At 64.4% G+C, this 21689-nt stretch carries 16 protein-coding genes and 1 tRNA gene; 4 read left to right on the forward strand and 13 right to left on the reverse strand.

All coding sequences use genetic code 11. From position 1 onward, the window contains the following. From ybgF to AC1DN9_RS18850, 3 genes are all read left to right on the forward strand, one after another. Complete coding sequence (gene ybgF, locus AC1DN9_RS18840; RefSeq protein WP_478102836.1) at positions 1-738, forward strand: tol-pal system protein YbgF; 738 nt, start codon at positions 1-3, stop codon at positions 736-738. A gap of 13 nt (positions 739-751) precedes the next feature. Further along, positions 752-1555, forward strand: a complete 804-nt coding sequence (locus tag AC1DN9_RS18845; protein WP_478102838.1) for a tRNA threonylcarbamoyladenosine dehydratase — start codon at positions 752-754, stop codon at positions 1553-1555. 57 nt (positions 1556-1612) lie between these two features. Next, positions 1613-1688: transfer RNA gene (locus tag AC1DN9_RS18850), tRNA-Lys, on the forward strand. A 67-nt stretch (positions 1689-1755) separates the two neighbouring features. Here AC1DN9_RS18850 and AC1DN9_RS18855 read toward each other — a convergent pair. Beyond that, on the reverse strand, positions 1756-3966 hold the full coding sequence (locus AC1DN9_RS18855; protein WP_478102839.1) for an LTA synthase family protein: 2211 nt from the start codon (positions 3964-3966) through the stop codon (positions 1756-1758). Positions 3967-4276: 310 nt separating this feature from the next. On the opposite strand from AC1DN9_RS18855, the gene AC1DN9_RS18860 reads away from it, so the two are divergent. Continuing rightward, positions 4277-5149 (forward strand): hypothetical protein, encoded by an 873-nt coding sequence (locus AC1DN9_RS18860; RefSeq protein ID WP_478102841.1) that lies wholly within the window; start codon positions 4277-4279, stop codon positions 5147-5149. Positions 5150-5157: 8 nt separating this feature from the next. On the opposite strand, the gene AC1DN9_RS18865 is transcribed toward AC1DN9_RS18860, so the two are convergent. From AC1DN9_RS18865 to dapE, 12 genes are all read right to left on the reverse strand, one after another. Beyond that, positions 5158-6372, reverse strand: a complete 1215-nt coding sequence (locus AC1DN9_RS18865) for a PP2C family protein-serine/threonine phosphatase (protein ID WP_478102843.1) — start codon at positions 6370-6372, stop codon at positions 5158-5160. A gap of 2 nt (positions 6373-6374) precedes the next feature. Further along, positions 6375-6869, reverse strand: coding sequence for a Rab family GTPase (locus AC1DN9_RS18870; protein ID WP_478102845.1), 495 nt, complete (start codon positions 6867-6869; stop codon positions 6375-6377). A gap of 2 nt (positions 6870-6871) precedes the next feature. Beyond that, positions 6872-8734 (reverse strand): OmpA family protein, encoded by a 1863-nt coding sequence (locus AC1DN9_RS18875; RefSeq protein WP_478102847.1) that lies wholly within the window; start codon positions 8732-8734, stop codon positions 6872-6874. A 19-nt stretch (positions 8735-8753) separates the two neighbouring features. Further along, a complete protein-coding gene (locus tag AC1DN9_RS18880) occupies positions 8754-9377 on the reverse strand; it encodes a hypothetical protein (protein ID WP_478102849.1) in 624 nt (207 codons plus the stop codon). Between the two features lie 80 nt (positions 9378-9457). Then, a complete protein-coding gene (locus AC1DN9_RS18885) occupies positions 9458-9895 on the reverse strand; it encodes an ATP-binding protein (protein WP_478102851.1) in 438 nt (145 codons plus the stop codon). After that, positions 9895-10251, reverse strand: coding sequence for an STAS domain-containing protein (locus AC1DN9_RS18890; protein WP_478102853.1), 357 nt, complete (start codon positions 10249-10251; stop codon positions 9895-9897). The genes AC1DN9_RS18885 and AC1DN9_RS18890 overlap by 1 nt, the downstream gene beginning before the upstream one ends. Before the next feature lie 179 nt (positions 10252-10430). Then, on the reverse strand, positions 10431-16295 hold the full coding sequence (locus AC1DN9_RS18895) for a GAF domain-containing protein (RefSeq protein WP_478102855.1): 5865 nt from the start codon (positions 16293-16295) through the stop codon (positions 10431-10433). A 163-nt stretch (positions 16296-16458) separates the two neighbouring features. After that, complete coding sequence (locus AC1DN9_RS18900; RefSeq protein ID WP_478102857.1) at positions 16459-16692, reverse strand: hypothetical protein; 234 nt, start codon at positions 16690-16692, stop codon at positions 16459-16461. 186 nt (positions 16693-16878) lie between these two features. Beyond that, positions 16879-17451: a hypothetical protein gene (locus AC1DN9_RS18905; RefSeq protein ID WP_478102858.1), complete on the reverse strand. Its 573-nt coding sequence runs from the start codon at positions 17449-17451 to the stop codon at positions 16879-16881. Between the two features lie 13 nt (positions 17452-17464). Continuing rightward, complete coding sequence (locus AC1DN9_RS18910) at positions 17465-19489, reverse strand: ABC-F family ATP-binding cassette domain-containing protein (RefSeq protein ID WP_478102860.1); 2025 nt, start codon at positions 19487-19489, stop codon at positions 17465-17467. A 157-nt stretch (positions 19490-19646) separates the two neighbouring features. Then, on the reverse strand, positions 19647-20510 hold the full coding sequence (prmB, locus tag AC1DN9_RS18915; protein ID WP_478102862.1) for a 50S ribosomal protein L3 N(5)-glutamine methyltransferase: 864 nt from the start codon (positions 20508-20510) through the stop codon (positions 19647-19649). Beyond that, entirely contained in the window at positions 20507-21682 is a 1176-nt protein-coding gene (dapE, locus tag AC1DN9_RS18920) for a succinyl-diaminopimelate desuccinylase (RefSeq protein ID WP_478102864.1), read from the reverse strand. The genes prmB and dapE overlap by 4 nt, the downstream gene beginning before the upstream one ends. Positions 21683-21689 lie beyond the last annotated feature (7 nt).

Genomic DNA, 21689 nt, shown 5'->3' on the forward strand with positions numbered 1-21689 from the left:
ATGCCCCGTGTTTCCTTGCGAGGGGCGGCCCTCGCAGTTGCCTTGTTGTGCGCCTCCCTGGGCGCACAGGCCGCGCTTTTCGAGGACGACGAGGCACGGCGCGCGATTCTCGATCTGCGCCAGCGCGTCGAGACCATGCGTACGCAGGGCGCCGACGAGAACGCGCAGTTGCGACGCAGCTTGCTCGATCTGCAGAACCAGATCGAGCAGATGCGCGGCGATCTCCAACGCATGACCGGCCAGAACGAGCAACTGACGCGCACCCTCACCGAGATGCAGCAGCGGCAGACCGAAGTCGACAACCAGCTCAAGAAGAACGAGCCTTCAAAGGTGTCGATCGATGGACGCGAGTTCAATGCCGATCCCAAGGAGAAGGCCGACTTCGACGCGGCGTTGGGCGTCTTCAGGGCCGGCCAGTTCGCACAGGCGCAAACGGCGTTCGCCGATTTCGTCAAACGCTATCCGCAGAGCGGCTACAACGCATCCGCGCTGTTCTGGCTCGGCAATGCGCAGTACGCGACACGCAACTACAACGAGGCGATCGCCAATTTCAGGTCAATGCTCACATTGGCGCCTGATCATGCGAAGGCACCCGAGGCCGTGCTGTCGATCGCGAACTGCCAGATCGAATTGAAGGACACGCGTGCGGCGAAAAAGACGCTGGAAGATCTGACCAAGGCCTACCCGCAGTCCGAAGCTGCACAGGCCGGGCGCGAGCGGCTTTCGCGCCTGCGCTAGCTTGTTGAGCACCATGCCTTCTCATGTCGTCACCGCCGACGACGCGGATCTGGCCCGCCGATTCGGTGGGCTGGAGCGGCTCTACGGAGTCGCAGGCGCGGCCGCCATTCGATCGGCCCATGTGCTGGTCGTCGGGATCGGCGGCGTCGGTTCGTGGGCGGTCGAGGCGCTGGCCCGCAGCGGCGTGGGACGGCTGACGTTGATCGATCTCGATCACATCGCCGAATCCAACATCAATCGCCAGATTCATGCGCTCGATGCCACCGTGGGACAGGCCAAGGTCGGGGCCATGCGTGAACGCATCGCGCAGATCAATCCGTCCTGCGAAGTTGTGGCCATTGACGAATTCGTCGAGCCGGGCAATTGGCTGTCGCTGCTCGCCACGGCCATTGACGCGAATGGATCACCCACCGCGGTCATCGATGCTTGTGACCAGGTTCGGGCGAAGCTGACGATGGCGGCATGGGCGCGTGAAACCGGCACTGGCTTCATCACGGTGGGCGCTGCCGGCGGCAAGCGCCTTGCGCACAAGGTCGATGTCGATGACCTGGCGTTGGTCACTCACGATCCGTTGCTTGCGCAGTTGCGCCAACGACTGCGCAAGGAGCACAGCGCACCGCGCGAAGGGCGCAAGATGGGCGTGACCTGCGTGTTCAGCCGCGAGAGTGTGGCACCGCCCGATGCTTCGTGCGCGGTGGAGGGCGATGGCTCGCTCAACTGTCACGGATACGGTTCGGTGGTGAGCGTGACCGCCACGTTCGGTCAATGTGCGGCAGGCTGGGTTTTGGACCGGATTGCCAAAAATGGCGCGCTATAATTTCGGGCTTTGCCGGACTCGACGTCGGCAAGGAATGAAGAAGCGAGAAATCGGTAGGGGACGTTAGCTCAGTTGGTAGAGCAGCGGACTTTTAATCCGTTGGTCACTGGTTCGAATCCAGTACGTCCTACCACTCAATTGCATAGTTATTGAAGAGCCCGCTGCCAGATTGGTAGCGGGCTCTTTTGTTGCGGCGGCGGTCAGCGCCTTTCCCATGCGGAGGCCGTTGTCGCGTTTGGCTCGCGCTTCGCGTGCATCGACAGCTCGCTCTTGATCTTCCACTCGAGCATCTTGCGCTTCATGAGTGCGAGCTGTTCGTTCGGAACGACCAGCGGACGCGACTCCGTAGGATCGGTCGCCAGATCGAAGACCTCCATCGGGGTGCGGTCGTAGTAATAGATGAACTTCAGCGAGCCCTGCCGGGCCCCCAACGCAGAGCCGTCCATGCTGGTGGACATGAAAACTTCGCGGTCCTGGTCCGGCGGCGCGAGCAGCGAGACGCCGGGCAACCGTCCGCCCCGGCCTTCATAGCCAAGCAGTTCGAGCACGGTGGGCACCACGTCGATCTGCTGCCGCGCACCTTTGATCACACCTTTGAGTTCCGGCATCCCGGGCGCGTAGATCAGCGTGGGAATCTGGACACTTTCCTGGTAGAGACCGTTGTAGGCCTGCTTGAGACCGTGCCCGCCCATGGGCTGCCCGTGATCGCCGAGGATGATGAAGATGGTGTTGTCCCTCAGGCCCTGCCTCGCGTAGCCCTGGATCAGCTTGTCGAGGAAGCCGTCGATGTACAGCAGGCAGTTGTAGTAGTCGTTGAGCCGCTCGTCGGTGACGCCAGGGAACTGCACCTTCTTCCAGGTTTCGGGCGTCATGTAGGGGTGATGCCCGACGTTGGTCATGATCGCAGTCAGGAAGGGCCGGCCGGCCTTCTGCTGCGCCGCCGACCACTCGAGGATCGGTTCGATCATGGATTCGTCCGCGCCGCCCAGGTAGTTGACGCGCTTGCCCCCATCCTTTTTCAGTTCGGGGTCCGAGACGATGTGCTCGAACTCCAGAGCGCGCACGACATCGATTTCGTCGATGAAGTTCAGATCCGTCGGCGTGAAGAAGGCCGTCGAGTAGCCTTGCGCGGCCAGCAGCGACGGCAACGCGTGGATGCGACGCTGGCGTTTGTTCTCCTCCGTCCAGCGGGTCACGCCTTCGATGGTCAGGGGGTATTGGCCGCCCAGGATGGCCATCCAGGCGCCGTTGGTACGCGGATAGACGACGCTCATGTCTTCCACCATCAGGCTGTCCTTTGACAGTCTTCGCAGGAATGGCGTCGTCGGCAAGTCGGGCTGGTAAACCGACGTGGAAATGGCGCGCACCGACTCGAGCATGACGATCACGACGTTAGCCTGCCGGGTCTTGGCAGTGGGTTGCAGCGTCATGTCGATGCTGTGCCAGGGCGGCTGCCCGTCTGAATCGAATTCTTGTTCGACGCGCAGAGCCACGTCCCGCGTGGCCGACGACGCCGTCGATCTCAGGAAGGCGATGACCGTGCCTTCCCTGTGCCGTTCGAACGGCGACAAGTCGGTCGAGTTGAGGGGTATCAGTAGGGCCAGCGAGCCGATTCCGGCGGCCAGCAAGGCCTGGCGATCCAGGCGAAGGGACGCCCCACTCCCCGCCTTTCGACGGCTCAGCCAGTAGAACCACGCGACCGCAAATGCACCACCACCCAGGATGGCGAGCACGCGCGTCGGCGTGACCTCCGACTTGACGAGCGGCATCATGTCCTGCCAGCTCGTTATCGCAAAAAGCACCACGGCCGCGTTTGCCGGCTGCCCGATCGCCGCCTCGTAGGCGAAATCGGCCCCCATCAGCATGCACAGCACGACGACGATCGCCATCACGATCCAGCGGAGTCCGCGGTGGAGCGCAACGGGCAGGAAGCGAAACAGCAGGCCGACCGTCAGCGCCAGGAGCGACGCCGTCGCCAGTTCGCGCCACATGCAGTCGAGGTACACCAGGATCTGGTGGATCGCTGCGGTCGTTCCGGCGATGAGAAGGCCCATGAAAGTGCGGCCAGGAAGGTACCAGGCGAAAAACGCCGCCATCCCGATCCAGACCAGCGCCCACAGGGGCCACAGCGCCATTGGCCGCCTTCGAAAGAAGATCTTCTGAAGGACAAAGGCTGCGACGAAGGCGCAAGCCAGGCGAAACCAGCCGTAGAAAAACATCCACATCAGGAACTCTCGCGGCGTCTGGTTGCGTGGCATCCCTTGCAACTGGGGCTCCATCAACGTCAGCGAGAACTTGGCCGTCTTGTCCAGCAGCAGCCAGATCGCGAAGGGCGCGATCAGGAGCCATGCAGTGAGCCAGGGGTGGCGCTTCGAATCAGGGGCGAATTCTTCTTTTGGCAAGGTGCTCACGTGCGAGGTCCTCCGCGTGCCCACGTCCAGGGGAAAGGACGCAACGCATGGATAATACTTTCTTTTACATGTTTGTCACACCGTTGACACAAACTTGTGCTTGTCCAGAAGAGGACTTGCGATCAATCGCAGCCGCCCAGGGGTGTCCAAGTTTGCGATCCCGGTTCCTGCTCCGATACGTGCCTGTCGATCGAGCGGGTCAACGGGCCGCCGCTTCCGCGGCGATGGCGCAAAAGCTGTAGTTCTTCCTGTAGATGCGCGAATCGATGTTCTCGGCTACGTTCGGCCAAGATGCTCGCGGAGGCCTGACATGTTCAACAGCACAGTGCTGGAAGTTGCCATTGGGTTGGTGTTCTGCTTTGCATCCGTCAGCCTGATAACGAGCCAGATCAACGAGGCCATCGCTTCGATGCTGGGCTTGCGTGCCAAGGGGCTGCTGAAGGGCGTCAAGGACTTGCTGAACGACCAGCAATTCAATTCCCTGGCGCTGTCGATCTATCGGCACGCCCTGGTCAATCCGCGTGGCACCTTGACGATCACGAGCGAGAAAGACCTGAAGGCCAAGCCGTCGTACATGGACCCTTTGCACTTTGCCCAGGCGTTGCTGGACAGTATCCAGACCAACGCCGCCGCGGCGGGCAAGGATGGCTCGAACCTCGCGACTGCCATCGACAGCGTCGGCGATCCCCAGATCCGGGGCATGCTGGCGGGGATGTATCGGCGCGCAAACGGAGAGCGTGCGGTGCTCGAAGCGCAGCTCTCCACCTGGTTCGACTCCGGCATGGAACGTGTGGCGGGGTCTTACAAGCGCCGCACGCAAGTCGTGTCTGTCGTCATTGGCCTGGCTGTGGCTGCGGCGCTGAACATCGACAGCGTCGGCGTCTTCAGCGCGATATGGGCTCGCCCAGCCTATACCGCGCAGATTGCCGCAAGCGGAAAGGTCGACGGCCAATCGCTCACGTCGGTTGTCGACTCCATGGCCAAGCTGCCCGTCGGCTGGACAACCGACAGCGTCAAGGCGTTCGACCTGCAAACGCCGAAGACATGGCAACAGATGGCGGGCTGGTTGCTGACCGGGCTGTCGGTGTTGTTCGGAGCGCCGTTCTGGTTCGATTCACTTCAGCGCCTTGTGCAGCTGCGAGGGACGGGGAAGAAGCCGGGCGAGAGCGACAAGGACGCGTGACGCGGGCCTCACAGCGCCATCTTGATGATCGTGAAATCATCCTCGAGCACACCCGGCCCGTGCGCATCCCGCGCGTAGTCCAGCAGGCTGTCCAACTCGGACCGACCGTCCTGCACCGGCCGTGCGAGCAGCTCTGTGAACGCAGAGAACTCCAGCATGGACCCATCGGGCCTTCTGATTTCGTAGGTCCCGTCGCTGAAGATGAAGAGCCGTGCAGGGGACTGCAAGACGCACTCTCCTTCCTGGTAGCGGGCTGTGGGGGAGATGCCAACGCAAGGCCCCGATGCCTGGAGTTGTTTCCCCTCGCCAAGGGCTTCACAAGGTCCGCTCACGAGGATGGCCGGCGGATGTCCGGCAGAGGCGAAGCGCAGGCGGCCTGACTTGCGATGGTAGACCCCGTACCAGACGGTGCAGAACAGCTCGCCATGACTTTCCATCTGGTAGGCCAGATTGAGCGCCGTGAGCACCTCGCCGGGATTGCGAAAGTCGATATGCGCAAGCGCCTCCGAGCGCAGCGTGTCGGCGACCGCCACGGAAAGGAGGGCGGAGCCCACGCCGTGGCCGCAGACGTCGATGAGGTAGAGCGCGAAGTGCTCGTCATCGACCCAGTGGTAGCCGAACGAATCGCCGCCCAATTCGGTCGACGGAACGAAGCGCCAGTCGACCACCAAAGGCTCCGACAGCGGCGCAGGCAGGATCGCGCGAACGTAGCGCTCGGCGTCGCGCAACTCCTGCTGCAGCCTGTCGTGGGTGCGTTGAAGGTCTTCGCGGGATGCGGCGAGATCGCGATGGGTCCGCGTCAGTTCTTCATTGGCCGATTCGAGCTGTGCGATGAGGCGAGCTTCGCGCTGGCTGAGCAAAGTCATGTCATAGGCCTTCTGCTGCACGCGCCGGGCCTCCTCGTATTCCGCCGTCACGTCGAGCAGAAGAATCCAGACGGTGTTGTCATCCGCGAAGAAATGAACGTCTGCCACGCGCCCGCTGGGCATTTCCATGGAGCGAATGAGAAACGGGGTCTCCGCCAGCGGCAGCAAGCCTTCGAGGAACGGGATCTGGTCGGATGCACAGCCACCGGACCGAAGATCAGCCAGCCCGTAGTGTTCCAGGTGTCCGCCGGCCTGCACCAGGTTCAACGAGCCATCCACGACAAAGTGCGCCAGAACGCGCTGCGAATGGAGCAGCAGCAGAAGCGAATCGGAGATCCGTGTCGGCAGGTCCAGCATGACTATCGCGCAAGCCGCGCCGCCAGTGCCGCGAAGGTCTCTTCGACGCTATCGCCCGTCTTGGCGCTGGTACGGCGAAAGATCCAGCCCGCCGCCTCCAGCACCTCGATCCGTTCCGGCGGGAGCGCCCAGTCCTCCACGAGGTCCGCCTTGTTGAGCAGCACGAAGAAGGGCGCGGCGCCGATTTCCGCGGTGATGCGCTTCTGGATGGACTCCGCGGTGTCCAGCGTCTCCGGCCGCGTGCCGTCCACCACGAGGAGATAGCCCGCGGCGCCGCGCAAGTAGCTCACGCGCACGGCTGCGATCTCGTCCTCGCCGGCGATGTCCCAGAGGATGAGAGCGATCTCTTCCGTGCCGACGGTCAATACCTTCTTGTCGATCTTCACGCCGACGGTGGTCAGGTAGGCGTCCGAGAAGATGGAGTCGACATAGCGGCGTATCAGGCTGGTCTTTCCGACGCCGAAAGCTCCGAGCAGGCAGATCTTCTTTTGAAGCATGGTTATTCGCCCGTGGTCACGGCGAAGGACACGCGCCGATTCATCGACAACTCGTCTTCGCTGGCGCCGGGCCGGAGGGGTTCCAGTGGGCCGGCGCCGCGCACGGCGAGCAAGCCCTGATCGATCCCGCGCGCGCGCAGCATGGAACGCACGACCTCCGCGCGGCCTACGCTGAGTGCGAGGTTGGAGGTGTCCTTGCCTGTGGCATCGGCATGGCCAACGATGGTGACCTTCACCGGGAACCCCAAGTCGCGGGCAACCTGAACCAATTCACGCATGTCCTTGGCGATGGCATCGAGCTTGCCCTCCTGGTCTGCCGCAGGTCGCGGCATGCCGAAATCGAAGTGAATGAGCTGCGACTGGATGGCGTCGCGCAGGCGAACGTAGGTTGGATCCTCCACGTCCTTGAGGGCGCTGAGATCGACTTTCGGGGCGCCGGCGGGCAAGGTCAGCAGGTAGGTGCGTGCCTTGTCTGTCCACTGTTGGGTGGCACTGCCAGTGGCGCGAATGCCGCCGGCATCCTGCGTGAGCTTGACCGTCGGCGGCGGATTCAATGTCGCCTGCAGCCGCTTCAGCATGATGGCCGGATGCAGTGCCTGGTAGGGCTCCCACCGCCCGACGACGCGCGAGGGATCCAGACGCGACTTTTCCAGCAGCGCTTCCGGCGGCATGGCCAGCGGGTCGCGGAGTCCGGACACCAACCACTTTCCGTCGCGGCGATCGGCGGCCGTCACGACGATGCCCGGCTGATCCTGCAGCGCAGAAACATAGGCATCGACGCGGCGACTCTCGATGATCCGTTGCGCGAGCCAGTAGCCCAGCGCCAGCAGCAGTGCCAAGGGGATGATCCAGAGCAGCGGCGAAAACTTCCTGTGCGTCTCCGAGGTCTGGGACAACAGGCAGGGGCGCATGCGCTCTCCGGCGGCCTCGAAGGGGTCGGTGTCGCCTTCGAAGTCTTCGAGTTCGTTGCGCCATTCGCTGTGGATGACTCCCAGCGTTTCCCCGATCCGGGTACGCACCATGGCGGGCGGATTGCCGTGGATCACCGCGGCGAGGAAAGCCAACGGGCCTTCTTCGCACCACAGCAACAAGTCGCCCAGCCGGAGGCTGTCGATGCCGCGCCCGCTCGTGCCGCCGCTGCCGGATTCGTCGAACGAATCGCGCACGAAATCCTGAATCGCGGAGAGCATCGCCGAGACCAACTGCGGGTCTCGTGTCGTCGCATCGTCCCTGGCGACGTGCGCAAGCAGCAGGCCGGTCTTGCGATGGATGAGGAAAAGGTGCTCGACCCGGAACACGGCCGTGTGCTTGAGAACCACGTCGCCGAAGGTGCTGCCGGTGCGCCAGGCCTCGATGCGCCACTTGAGGCCGCGCCATGACAGGCTGTGCTTGAGCGCCTGGTTGACTGATTGGAGCGTGCCCTCCAGGGTCTCGGCGATGGCCTTGCGAATCGCCGGCCCCATGACGGGGTAGAGGATGTCGACCATCGTGCCCGGGTTCCTCCGGATCGACGCCTGGGTGGCGCGTTCGACCGTGGGGGCGATCACCTGGCCGAGGCGGTCGTCCTGCTCCGCCGCCAGCGTGAAGGCGGCGGGCAGCACCGCGCCCACCGCATCGGCGAATTCGCGCGGATCGTCGAATTTCTGTTGCAGTCTCGCCAGGGCCACCTGCTCGCGTTCGAGCAGCACGCCGCGCAAGGCCTCCAACCGCGGATCGTGGTCCAGGGAACTCGGCACCGTCGCGGCCACGTCCGGGTTGACGCAACGGGCCAGCTCCAGCAAAAGTCCGGCCAGCCGCCGGCTCCGGTCCTCATCGGCCGGGCTGCCGGGGGTGCTCGTCGGAGCCAGCGACAGGCGTGCGTTCACCGCGCACCCGTCCCGGCGCTCATCCGCGCTCGCTGCCGTTGCTGCCCTTGGGCGATACGTCCTGGTTCAGGCATTTGGCGATCTCGACAAACAGTCCCGCGAGCAGATTGCGATCGGTCTTGACGTTGCTGAGCTCGGCGAACATCCGCTCGGTCGTCGCGCGCATGTCGTCCTGGCGCTTGCGCATCTCTTCGCGCAGGCCCTGGACCTCATGGCTCAGGCGATCCGTGAAGTCGCGCTCCTGGCGTGCCAGCTGGTCCGAGACCTGCGCCAGGCGCTTTTCCAGCGCCTGGGTGTGATCGCGCAAGCTGCGCTCCAGCTCCTTGTCGGCGTCGGCGCGCAGATCCTTTTCCTCGCGGAACTGGCCGGCGACCGATTCGAGCTGCTTCTTGATCGTGGTTTCGAGATTGGTCAGGCTGCGGGACGACTCCGATTCCAGATCGCGCATCCTTTGCTGGAAGCGGTCTTCGAGAATGGAAAAGCGCTTGTCGTAGTCCTGCATCTGGTTGCCGAACAGCAATTCGCGCATCTTGTCGACGCCGGACGCCTCGCCCGCGCCGTTGCCCTGGGTGGCGAGCGCCGCCTGGGCCGCCAGTGCGCTTTGCGCATCGATCATTGGTGAGTTCTTGGCTGCAGTTCCCATCGAAATATCTCCTCGGTAGTGGATTGAGAGGGCGACGCCGTCGGCGTCGTGATGCGAATCTCCGGAATCAAGGGGGTCGGTCATGGTGGCTTTCCGGCTCGGAAGAGCAGCGTCAGGCAGTTGCGCCCGTCTTCGTGGCGGTAGCGCAGGTCGTCGGAGAAGCGGCGAACGATGGGGATGCCCCAGCCACCGACGCGCGCGTCGTGGACGTTGGTGGCCCGGGCCGGTTCCGGAACCTGCCGAGGGTCGAACTCGCTGCCCTCGTCCTCGACCTCCAGGGCCACGTCTTCGCCTTGCCAGGCCAGGTGCAGGTGAATACGCTGCGCCTGTTCGTTGCACGCGTAGTTCATGATGTTGGTTACCACCTCGGTCGAGCAGAGGTCGAGCTTCTGTGCGACCTTTGCCGGAAGTCGCTGACTCTTTGCCCAATCCTGGATCCAGGCGCTCACGCGCGAAAGTTCGCGCAATTCGCTGCCGACGATCAGGGATGCGCTTGGATCCCCGTCGCTGGGGGACATCAGCGGCTTTCGGCGAGCGCCATCAGCGCGCTGCAGGCTGTGTCGACGTCTGGGTATACCGGGATGATCGTGTCGATGCCTGCCATCTTGAGCACCTCCGCAACAAGGGGCTGAGGGTTTGCCAGCGCCATGCCGCCACCGCGCATGGACTGGGCCCTCGCATTGATGACCAGCGTGCGAATGCCGATGGAAGCCAGAAACGACACTTCGGAGAGGTCGACCACGGCGAGAAGCTTCCGGGTCGCCACGAGCGCGGCAAAGCGCGTATCGATGTCATGCCCGCCGATGCTGTCCATCCGGCCGACGAGACTGATTTTTTCGACGCCGTCAGCCAGCTGTTCGCTTCTCAGATCCATACGGTCTCCGCAGTCGATATCGATGGGTTCCGGATCGGTCCTCCGCCGCAAGAATTGCCTCAATCGCAAAAACGGCTTCTTGTTCCTAAAACAAAACAAGAGCGTCTTACGATCGACAGGTAGAACCTTCTTCTAGCTTACGCCCAAATTTTGGTCACGTCGATGGGCGGAACGCGCATTCAACTGTCAGTGCGCGGCGGAACATTGCGCAGGGCTTCGACCAACCGATCGACGCGAATCGGCTTGGTCAGATAGTCGTCCATGCCGGCGGCGATGCAGATCTCCTGGTCGCCTTGCATAGCATTGGCGGTCATCGCGACGATGCGCGGCCGGCGCTCGGCCTCCATCAGCGTGCAGATCTGGCGGGTGGCGTCGAGCCCGTCGAGTTCGGGCATTTGCACATCCATCAGCACCACGTCGTAGGTCTGGCGCTGCACGGATTCCACCGCCTCGATGCCGTTCGAAGCGAGATCGGCGCGGTAGCCCATCTGCTGCAGCAGGCGCATCGCGAGCTTCTGGTTCACCGCGTTGTCCTCGGCCAGCAGGATCCGCAACGGATGGTGTGCCGCCATCGTCGGATCGATCTGGGGCTTGGCCGCGGCGCTGGGGACTGGCTTCGCGGCCGACTCGTGTGCGAGCAGGCTCACCAGGGTGTCGAACAATTGCGATTGGTGGATCGGCTTCGAGAGAAAAGCATTGAAAAGCGATTCGGCATCGCCCACGTCGCGCCGCCCCAGGGAGCTGAAGAGCACGAGCGGAAGCGTTGCATGGCTGGCACGAATGCGCCGCGCCAGTTCGATGCCGTCCATCTCGGGCATGTGCATGTCGAGGATCGCGAGGTCGAAGCGCTCGCCCTGGTCGAGCAATTGCAGCGCCTCCCGCGGCGATTCGACATCGCGCGATTCCATGCCCCACTTGGCGGTCTGCAGCGCGAGCACGCGGCGGTTCGTCGCGTTGTCGTCGACGATCAGCACCCGCTTGCCTTGGAGTTCAGCCTGAACGCCGGTGACGATGCGACGCTTGCTCGGCGGCATCTCGGCGATCGGCGCTTCCATGGTGAAGAAGAAGGTCGAGCCCTTGCCCGGGCCTTCGCTCTCGACCCACATGGTTCCACCCATCAGTTCGGCCAGGCGCTTGCTGATGGCGAGGCCCAGGCCGGTACCGCCGTATTTGCGCGTGGTGCTGGAGTCGGCCTGCGAGAAGGACTGGAACAGCCTGCTCATACCTTGCGCCGAGAGGCCGATGCCCGTGTCGCGCACGGCAAAGGTCAGGCCGACCTTGCCCGCAGGCAGGGGGCTCGACCTGACCGTCAGCACCACCTCGCCGGCCTCGGTGAACTTCACCGAATTGCTCAGCAGGTTCAGCAGGACTTGCCGCAGACGCGTGAGGTCGCCGCTCACGCCCAGCGGAATGTCGCCTTCGAACACATAGGCGATGTCGAGCTTCTTCTCGGCGGCGCGCGTGCTGACCAGGTCGAGTGCCGACTCCACGCAATCGCGAAGATCGAACGGATGCGATTCGATATCCATGCGCCCGGCCTCGATCTTCGAGTAGTCGAGGATGTCGTTGATGATGGTCAGCAGCGCATCCCCCGAATCGCGGATGGTGGAGACGTAGTCGTGCTGCTCGGTGTCGAGCGGCGTGTCGAGCAGCAGACCGCTCATGCCGATCACGGCGTTCATCGGCGTGCGGATCTCGTGGCTCATCGTGGCGAGGAACGCGCTCTTGGCTTCATTCGCGGCCTCGGCCGCTGCGCGCGCTTCCTTGGTCTCGTTGAACAGGCGCGCGTTCTGGATCGCGATCACCGCCTGGTCGGCGAAGGTTTCGAGCAGCTTGATTTCCTTGCAGGTGAACGCCTCCGGCGGCTGGCGCGCGACGTGGATCGAACCGATGTACTTGCCTTCCCACACCAGTGGCGCAATCAGGATCGCGAAGTTGCCCATCTGGTCGGCCACCTCGCGCATGAAATCAGGCAGATACGGTTCGGCGAGCACGTCCGGAAGGTGAAGGACCTCGGGCCCGGCCATGGAGTCGCCGAAGGGCGAATGGTCGATGGGCCGGGGATAGAAGCGCTCCAGCGTTTCGCGGGCGGATCCGCGATGCGCTGCCAGGTGCACGAGCCCGTCGTTGTCGCCCATCAGCGAAATGCCGAGCTGCGAGCCGGAGAACAGGCGCTGGCAACTCTCCAGGATCTTGTCGAACACCGGCTGCGCGTTCTCCATCGATTCGCTGATGACTTGCAGGACGTCCGCTGTGGCGGTCTGTTGTTCGAGCGCTTCCTGCGTCTCGTTGAAAAGCCGCGTGTTCTCGATCGCGATCACGGCCTGGTCCGCAAAGGTCTTGAGAAGTTCGATCTGGTGCCTGGGGAACGGACCGGCCGCCTTTCGTGTCACGCTGATCAGGCCGATGGGCAAGCCTTCATGCACCAGCGGCACAACGGCCTGGCCTCGCCATCCCCTGCGCCGCGCGAGTTCACGTAATGCCTCCGAGATCTGGGTATTCGACTCGGTGTCTTCGCAGACAAGCGGCTCGCCGGTTGCCAGCGTCTGGTCGATGAAGTAGTCGGACGCCACCGGCGCGGGGAAGAAGTTCTTCAGCGCCTGGTCGCCTTCCTCGGTGGTGGGTGTAAAGGCAGCAAGGTGGACCGAATCCCCGATGCGGCGCACCAACGTCGCGGAAAAGCCGTCAATCAATTGCCGCGCGCTGTGCACGATGGCGGCGAATACCGGCTGCACGTCGGCGGGTGAGCTTGCGATGACCTTCAGGATGTCCGCGGTCGCCGTCTGCCGTTCCAGCGCTTCGGCGGTCTCGTTGAACATCCGCGCGTTCTGGATCGCGATCACGGCCTGGTCGGCGAAGGTCTTCAGCAGCGCTGCTTCCTGGTCACTGAAGGGCTGCGGCGGTCGGCGGATGACGTACAGCGTGCCGATACCCCGGCCTTCCCACTGCATGGGCGCGAAGACTTGCGAGTAGTTGCCGATATCGAGCATGACTGCGACATTGCGCACGCCCTTGGGTGTGTCGGCCCCGTTCATCACGTCGGCATAGCGCAGCACGCGGTTGTCGCGGATCGCCCGATGGACCTCCTCGTCGCGCAAGGGCAGCGGGAAAATGCGCTTCACTGCGTGCTCAGCCTCGCCGCGGTAGGCGGCGGAACGCAGCATCTGGTTCTCCTCGTCGATGGTCAGGATGCCCAGTTCGGAACTGCGAAACAGGTGGGCGCAACTCTCCAGGATCTTGTCGAAGACCGGCGCGGTGTCGGCGACCGAACTGCTGATGACCTGCAGCACGTCGGCGCTGGCGGTGCGCTGCTCCAGCGCCTCCCGAGTCTCCCTGAACAGGCGCACGTTCTCGATGGCGATCACCGCCTGGCGGGCAAAGGTCTGCAGCAGCGCGACCGCCGTGTCGGGAAACAACCCCGGCTCTTCGCGCGCCACGCCGATGGTGCCGATCGCCCGTCCTTCGTGAAGAAGGGGCACGGACATGATGCTGCGAAAACCCATCCGTTGCGCGGCCTCGACGTCGGGGTAACCCGGTTCGACACGCACATCGGGAATCTGGACCGGCGCAAGTTCGCGAATCGCGCGTTGCAGATTGGGCGGTGCCAGTTCGAGCGCCACCGGAAACACGTTGCGCATCGCCGCTTCGGTTTCTGTAGACGTGCCGCACACGCTGGCCAGATGCACCACGCCGCCCTCCAGATACGACGTAGCACCCACCTGTGCCTTGCACAACAACCGCGCATGCCTGGCAATGGCTTGAAACACGGGCTGCACGTCAGTCGGTGACCCGCTGATGACGGCCAGGATGTCGGCGGTGGCCGTCTGGCGCTCGAGCGCCTCGCGGGTTTCATTGATCAGCCGCACGTTCTCGATTGCAATCACGGCCTGGTCGGCGAACAGCTTGAGCAGGTCGATCTGCCGTTGCGGCGTAGGGCCGGGTTCCGGCCAAGCGGTCGTGATCACGCCGATCGGCGCGCCGTCCTTGAGCATTGGCGCGCCGATCACCCGGCGCCTGTTCCCGCTGTTCGCCAGTCTGCGGTCGTAGTTCGGATCCGACCACGCGTCCTCGATGTTCAGGGCCCTTCGCTCCACGATGACTCGGCCGTTCAGCTGGCGCGGGTCGGGCGGTGCGGGCCACACCGCGCGCCCGGCCTCCAACGCCTCCGCGGACCAGTTGCGGGTCGCGGCCAGGTGCACCATGCGTCCATCGAAGGTGAATACCGCGGACGCCGGCCCCTCGAACAGCCACATGGTGCAGTCCAGGATGGCCTCGAACACCGGCATCACATCGGTCGGCGATTCGCTGATGACGCGCAGAACATCGCTGACCGCGGTCTGGTATTCGAGCGACTCGGTCAGCTCGGCGGTGCGCTCCTCGACCTTGTGCAGCGCGACTTGCGTCTCGTTGAACAGGCGCGCGTTCTGGATCGCGATGACGGCCTGGTCGGCGAAGGTCTTGAGCAGGGCGCGCTCGCTGGGCCGGAACGGGCCGACCTCGGCGCGCTGCATGCTCAGGATGCCGATGCCGCGGCCTTCCCAGATCAGCGGCGCCGACAGATTCGCGAAGCTCGTCCCCGCATGCGCAGCATGGCGGCGCAACACCGGCGGCGCGGCGGGATCGTTCAGTACGTCGGGGATTTCCACGAGATCGCCGGTGCGAAAGGATCGTTCAGCCGAGGTTCCAGCCAGCGACATCGGGTAGTTCGACTGCATCTGCTCGGCAAGCTCGGCCAGACGTTCGCCGTTCATCGCGGCGCGACCGGCCGCCGTCATCAGCCAGCGTGTCAGCTCGAGGTTCCCCTGGTCGTCGGTCATCATCAGGGCGAAAGAGCTGCCGTCGAACAGGCGCGCGCAGCATTCGAGGATCTTGTCGAACACGGGCCCGGGGTCGGCCACCGAGCTGCCGACGACCTGCAGCACCTCGGCCGCGGCGGTCTGGTGGGCGAGCGCGTCTTCCATCTCGCGGCCTCGGCGCTCGGTCTCATCGAGCAGGCGTGCGTTCTCCAGCGCCAGGCCCGTGCTGGCCGCCACCGTTTCGAGCAGCCTGAGTTCATGCGCCCCGAAGGCGTATTCGCGTTCATGGTTCTGCAGCGAGATGATGCCCAGGGCGCGATCGCGGCCGATGATCGGGACGGCACAGACTGAAAGCGCCCAGTCCGTTCCGGGCGAGGGACGAAGGCCTATCCGGGTCTGCTCCTCGCGCGTGTTGGCCGCACCGGCATGGCGCGTGCGCAGCAATCCCGCCAGCGGCTCGTCCGGCTGCAGGGGCCGCGCCGGCAGCAACGGGAGGGGGCGGTTGTGTTCGTAGCGGTAGAGCACCTGGACGAGATTGGTCTTGTCGTCCCACCACACGATGTTCAGATTGCCGGTGTCGAACAGTTCGCGCAGCTTGTCGCCCACGAGGTCGACGATGGCCTGGAAGCCCAGCTTGGCCGCCATGCCTTGCTGGATGCTGTTGATGAGCGTGAGTTCGTTGGAACGCTGCCCGAGCGCGCTCGCGTGGTCGGTCAATTCACGCCGGAGGTCTTCCTGGATGCGGATGTTTGCCAGGKCGCTTGCGGCCTGATGTACCAGGGTGTCGAGGAGGTCGCGGTCTGCGCGGTCGAAACGTCCGAAAGGGCCTTCGATGTCGGCGTAGAGATAGCCGAACAGTTCCTGTTGCACGACCCACGGCGCGATGAGGCACGAGCGCTGTTCGACGGCTTTGGCGCCCTCGGGGCCATGCCGCAGGGTCGCCTTGCGGCTGCGGCGTGTTTCAGTCAGCCAGGGCGTGATGGCATCGAGCAGCTTGGCAGCGTCTTCGCGAGGCGGCAGGGCCGCGCCGGCGTTGTGCAGGCCGGCGTCGGTCTCGAGCACCAGCAGCACACGCTGCGCGCCAATGAGCCGGGCGGCCTCGTCGACCAACAGCGTGTACACCTCTTGGGCGCTGCGAAGGGCGTTCAGTCGCAGGCCAGCGTCGACCAGCCGCTCGCGCGGATCGCGCAGTTTGCTGTCGGCACGCGGCGCGTGTTTGGACAGGGGTCGAGATCGGGACTCAGCCATGGGGCATTTGCCTTCAGCGATCAGCGGGTTGATGCGCGGTGGCGCACACGGCGTGGAGTCTAGCGGCGAAGAGGCATTCGTTGCATGGGAGCGCTCCCCAGGCCTCCATAACGAATCAGGCCGCTGATGCGGCCCGATTTGTATGCTTGTCTTCTATGGCGGGTCAGCCCGCGGTTGCGTCGTTGCCGTGCATCGACGGCTCTCGTGAAACTGCGATGGTGGAGACGATGCCGACCGCACCGGCGCGAATCAGTTCTTGTCGAAGTGCAGCTTCCAGCAGCCGGCGCGCAGTCTCCGGTCTGTCGTGGTCATACTCTTCGTCCAATTCACAATGCAGGTAGTAGTCGACTCGGGCCATCAGCCGCTCTACCGACGCTGCAAGGTCTGTCTCATTCATATATTCCGCTCCTCCGAAAAACCGTCGTGCGGAGTGGATCTTTTTTGATCCGAACCTACGCTCCCAAGAACTGACACCAGCCTGACCCATGTGGCTTCGGCGCATTATCCACCGCTTGCACACCAGTGTTGCATCAGGTGTCGCGGGAGTCCAACAGGGCGTCATGGACAAATAACCCCGTACTTGCTAACGCAATTTGAGGCGATTCCAGACGCCGCCCAGACGGGAAGGCGGCTTCGGTCCTTCGGGCCGGGGCTTGATCGGCGCGTCCGGCGGTGGCAAGAGATGACGGACAGATTGGGCGACTTTCACGCAATCCTTGATGTGCAATTCCCCCAATGCTCGGAGCGCCGCGTAACTGAGTGTTGCGGATACAACCTGTCCGACGATGGGAACGTACCTCGCAGCCTGCCTCGCCGTCATCCGGAAGCCGGCGTGACGGGCCAGGCTGATCAGCAACTCTCGCGTGAGCAGGCGGCCCACGAGCAATGCGCCGACGGCCGTGGCTGCTTTCTGGATGCGTTCGCGGTCGTAGGGAGCGAGGCGGTCGAGTTGCGTGACCGACAGACCGAATTCCGCGCTGATCTGCGGAATGACGCGCGAGAGGAGGGTGGCGTCGGCCGCCCAGTCGATGCCCGGAATAGGGACCGCGCCCACCGCGGCAGCCATCAGGGCCTTGCGGCTCAACAGGCGGCGGCTGCGGCGGATGGCCGCAATCAGTTGCGGGTCACCTTGGGCGAGATCGAAGGCGGAAGACATGCCGCGTGCATTATCAGGCGGCGAGCGCTTCCAGTTGACCCGACAGGGTCAGCCAGCGTTCCTCGAGTTGCTCGATCTCGTCGTTGAGTGCCTTCAGTCGCTTGCCGGCCTCGGCGATTTCAGCAGCGGGGAGCGGTTGCGCAAGCCGTTGCTCGATGGACGCCCTTTCGCTGCCGGCAGCCGCCAATCGCTGGTCGACTTGTGCGAGCTCCCGCTTGAGCGGTCTGGCCTGCTCGCTGCGTTGCTGGCGTTCCTGTGCGTCCTGCTTGCGCTGGTCCTTGCCGGAAAGGGTCGCCTCCTGGGCGGCTGGCGCTGGGGCCTTCGCGACTTGCACCGGTGGCGCGACCTCTTCTTCGGCCGCAGCAGCTTCGCGGGTTGCCAGCTTGGCTTCTTCGCGCAGGCGCTTTGCCTCGTCCAGCAGGTAGCGCTGGTAGTCGTCGAGGTCGCCGTCGAAGTCGCCGACCTTGCCGCGGCCGACCAGCCAGAACTCGTCGCAGACCGATCGCAGCAGTGCCCGGTCGTGGCTCACCAGCATCAGCGTGCCTTCGAACTCGTTCAGCGCCACCGCGAGGGCTTCGCGGGTTGCCAGATCCAGGTGGTTGGTGGGTTCGTCGAGCAGCAGCAGGTTGGGGCGTTGCCAGACCATCATCGCCAGCACCAGCCGCGCCTTCTCGCCGCCGCTCATCGTGCCGACCGCCTGCTTCACCATGTCACCGCTGAAGTTGAAGCTGCCGAGATACCCGCGCAGATCCTGCTCGCCCGTGCGCTCCTTGACCGTCGACCCGAGTTCGCGCGCCATGCGGACCATGTGTTCGAGCGGCGTGTCCTGCGGACGTAGAACGTCAAGCTCTTGCTGCGCAAAGTAGCCGATGTTCAGGCCCTTGCCCTCGGTGACCGTGCCGGCGAGAGCGCCCATTTCGCGCGCGATGGTCTTGACCAGCGTCGACTTGCCCTGGCCGTTGGCGCCCAGGATGCCGATGCGCTGGCCGGCCAACACCGAGCGGTTGACGCCGGTCAGGATGATCTTGGGCAGCTCGTCCTCGCTCCGGTAGCCGAAGCTCGCATCGCTGATCGAGAGCATCGGGTTCGGGATGTTGCCCGGCTCCTTGAACTCGAAGCTGAAGTCGGCTTCGGCCAACAGCGGCGCGACCTTTTCCATGCGCTCCAGCGCCTTGACCCGGCTCTGTGCTTGCTTGGCCTTGCTGGCCTTGGCCTTGAAGCGGTCGATGAACTTCTGCAGATGGGCGATCTTGTCCTGCTGCTTGGCGAAGGCGGATTGCTGCAGTTCCATCTGCTGGGCGCGCAGGGTTTCGAAGGCGCTGTAGTTGCCGCCGTAGCGGGTGAGTCTGGCGTGCTCGATGTGCAGCGTCACGTCGGTCACCGCATCGAGGAATTCACGGTCATGGCTGATCACGATCATCGTGCCGGCGTACTTCTGCAGCCATGCTTCCAGCCAGACGAGCGCATCGAGGTCCAGGTGATTGGTAGGTTCATCAAGCAGCAGCAGGTCGCTCGGACACATCAGCGCGCGTGCCAACTGAAGCCGCATGCGCCATCCGCCGGAGAAGCTGTTGACGGGCTGGTCGAGTTCGTGCACCTTGAACCCCAGCCCCAGGATCAGCGCCTGGGCGCGAGGCACGGCGTCATGCTCACCGGCATCGGCCAGATCGGTGTAGGCGTGGGCCAGGGCCATGCCCATATCGTGATCGTCGGGGTCGGCCTCGTGGCCGGCTTCGGCGAGGGCGAGCGCCTCGCGCAACTCGACCAGCCGGGTGTCGCCGCCAACCACGAAATCGGTCGCGGACTCGTCGGTTTCGGGCATGTTCTGCGCGACCTGCGCCATGCGCCACTGCTTCGGCAGGGAGAAGTCGCCCCCATCTTCATGAAGCGAGCCGTTGAAAAGCGCGAACAAGGTCGACTTGCCGGCGCCGTTGCGCCCCACCAGGCCGACCTTTTCGCCGGGATTGATGGTGACGCTGGCGCCGTCGAGCAGCACTTTGGCGCTGCGGCGCAGGATGACGTTCTTGAGGGTGATCATTTCAGTTTTCCACCACGCATCGTGCGATGTGAGACGCATGAGACTGGCGCGCGCGAGGCCAGAAATACCGCGGAGCCGGCTCCGCCGGGCCGCTGGTGTTGCCCCCGGCCGGGGGGTGGCGAAGCGACACGAAGTGCGCGCAGCCTGGGGGCGAGCTTCATTTGAGAGACTCGCGCGGGACCAGCAGGACGTGGTCTTCTCCCGCGCTCGTAGGGAGCCACATCACTTCGAGCTGCGGAAAGGCCGCTTCGAAGTAGGGGCGTTCGTTGCCGATCTCGAGGACCAGCACGGCGGATTCGCTCATCCGGGCCGGCGCTTCGGCGAGCAGCCGGCGGATGAAATCCATGCCGTCGGCGCCTCCGGCCAGGGCCAGTTCGGGCTCGGCGCGATATTCGGCGGGAAGGGCGCTCATGCTCTGCGCGTTGACGTAGGGCGGATTGCAGAGGATGAGGTCGTAGGGGCCGCGCACGCCGGCCAGGCCGTCGGATTCAATCAGCGTGATGCGCGCGTCGAGCTGATGCCGCGTCACGTTGATCGCAGCGACTTCGAGCGCCGTGGTGGAAAGATCGGCGGCATCGACGGTGACGTCCGGATAGGTCATCGCCGCCAGCACCGCGAGGCTGCCGTTGCCGGTGCACAGGTCGAGCACGTTGCGCGTATGTTCGCCGAGCCACGGGTCGATGCTGCCGTCGGCCAGCAGTTCGGCGATGAAGCTTCGCGGGACGATGGCGCGCTCGTCGACGTAGAAGGGCACGCCTTGCAGCCACGCTTCCTTGGTCAGATAGGCGGCGGGCTTTCGCGTCTCGATGCGTTGCGCAAAGAGCGCGGCGATGCGCGCAGCGTCGGCAGGCGCCACAGGGCGATCCGCTACGCCGTCCAGATCGTCGAGCGGCAGGCCAAGGCGCCAAAGTACGAGCCAGACGGCTTCGTCGAACGCGTTGCTCGTACCGTGCCCAAAGGAAACGCCCGCATCGGCCAGCTGCTGGGCACCGGCCTCGATCAGTTCGATGACAGTGCTCATACGTGAAGCAGTGCTTCGAGCCTGTCCAGGGTGCGGCGGTAGATGTTCTTGAGCGGCTCGATCTCGGCGACCGCGATGTGCTCGTCGATCTTGTGGATGCTGGCGTTGGTCGGCCCCAGTTCCACCACCTGCTTGCAGATCTTGGCGATGAATCGCGCATCGCTGGTGCCGCCGCTCGTCGACAGTTCGGTCTCGATGCCGGTTTCATCGCGGATGGCCTGCTGCACCGCCTCGACCAGTTCGCCCGGCGTCGTGAGAAAGGGCAGGCCGCCGATGGTCCAGGCGAGGGTGTAGTCCAGGCCGTGCGTATCGAGCACCGCGTGGACGCGTTGTTGCAGCGATTCGGGTGTGGATTCGGTCGAAAAGCGGAAATTGAAGTCGATCACCGCCGCGCCCGGAATCACATTGCTGGCGCCGGTGCCTGCGTGGATGTTGCTGATCTGCCAACTGGTCGGCTGGAAGTAGGCGTTGCCGCTGTCCCAGCCGCCGGCCTGGTTGATGGCGACCAGTTCGGCCAGGGCCGGCGCGAACGCGTGCACGGGGTTCTTCGCCAGATGCGGATAGGCGATATGCCCCTGCACGCCCTTGATGGTCAGCTTGCCGCTCATGGTGCCGCGGCGGCCGTTCTTGATCATGTCGCCGCAGCGCTCGACGGCGGTCGGTTCGCCGACGATGCAGTAGTCGATGCGCTCGCCGCGCGCAGCCAGCGCGTTGCAAACCACGACGGTACCGTCGTTCGCGGGGCCTTCCTCATCGCTGGTCAGCAGCAGGGCCAGGGACAGGCGAGGGTCCGGCGTGGCGGCGAGGAATTCCTCGATCGCGACGACGAAGGCAGCCAGCGATGTCTTCATGTCGCAAGCGCCGCGGCCGTAGAGCTTGCCGTCGCGGTGCGTGGGTGTGAAAGGATGGCTGGTCCACTGTTCGAGCGGACCGGTTGGCACGACGTCGGTATGGCCCGCAAAGGCGATCGTGCGCGACTCGCTGCCTGCAGCGCCGGGGCGCACCGCCCACAAGTTGGTCACCCGGAAGTCCGAAGGGCCGCTTTCGATGGTTTCGAGCTGGAATCCAAGCCGTGCCAGGCGTTCGCCGAGTAGGCCCTGGCACCCCGCGTCGTCGGGGGTGACCGAGGGTCGTGAAATCAGTTGTTCGGCAAGCTGGAGCGTTCGGGACATCGAAAGG

This window comes from Variovorax sp. 05L425 (assembly GCF_056397705.1).

Excerpts from the sequence above, each read along its gene's own strand:
- AC1DN9_RS18845 (WP_478102838.1), top strand. The coding sequence starts at position 752 with ATGCCTTCTCATGTCGTCACCGCCGACGACGCGGATCTGGCCCGCCGA.
- AC1DN9_RS18900 (WP_478102857.1), bottom strand. The coding sequence starts at position 16,692 with ATGAATGAGACAGACCTTGCAGCGTCGGTAGAGCGGCTGATGGCCCGA.
- AC1DN9_RS18865 (WP_478102843.1), bottom strand. The coding sequence starts at position 6,372 with ATGCTGGACCTGCCGACACGGATCTCCGATTCGCTTCTGCTGCTGCTC.
- ybgF (WP_478102836.1), top strand. The coding sequence starts at position 1 with ATGCCCCGTGTTTCCTTGCGAGGGGCGGCCCTCGCAGTTGCCTTGTTG.
- AC1DN9_RS18860 (WP_478102841.1), top strand. The coding sequence starts at position 4,277 with ATGTTCAACAGCACAGTGCTGGAAGTTGCCATTGGGTTGGTGTTCTGC.
- prmB (WP_478102862.1), bottom strand. The coding sequence starts at position 20,510 with ATGAGCACTGTCATCGAACTGATCGAGGCCGGTGCCCAGCAGCTGGCC.
- AC1DN9_RS18890 (WP_478102853.1), bottom strand. The coding sequence starts at position 10,251 with ATGGATCTGAGAAGCGAACAGCTGGCTGACGGCGTCGAAAAAATCAGT.
- dapE (WP_478102864.1), bottom strand. The coding sequence starts at position 21,682 with ATGTCCCGAACGCTCCAGCTTGCCGAACAACTGATTTCACGACCCTCG.
- AC1DN9_RS18905 (WP_478102858.1), bottom strand. The coding sequence starts at position 17,451 with ATGTCTTCCGCCTTCGATCTCGCCCAAGGTGACCCGCAACTGATTGCG.
- AC1DN9_RS18880 (WP_478102849.1), bottom strand. The coding sequence starts at position 9,377 with ATGGGAACTGCAGCCAAGAACTCACCAATGATCGATGCGCAAAGCGCA.
- AC1DN9_RS18910 (WP_478102860.1), bottom strand. The coding sequence starts at position 19,489 with ATGATCACCCTCAAGAACGTCATCCTGCGCCGCAGCGCCAAAGTGCTG.
- AC1DN9_RS18870 (WP_478102845.1), bottom strand. The coding sequence starts at position 6,869 with ATGCTTCAAAAGAAGATCTGCCTGCTCGGAGCTTTCGGCGTCGGAAAG.
- AC1DN9_RS18885 (WP_478102851.1), bottom strand. The coding sequence starts at position 9,895 with ATGTCCCCCAGCGACGGGGATCCAAGCGCATCCCTGATCGTCGGCAGC.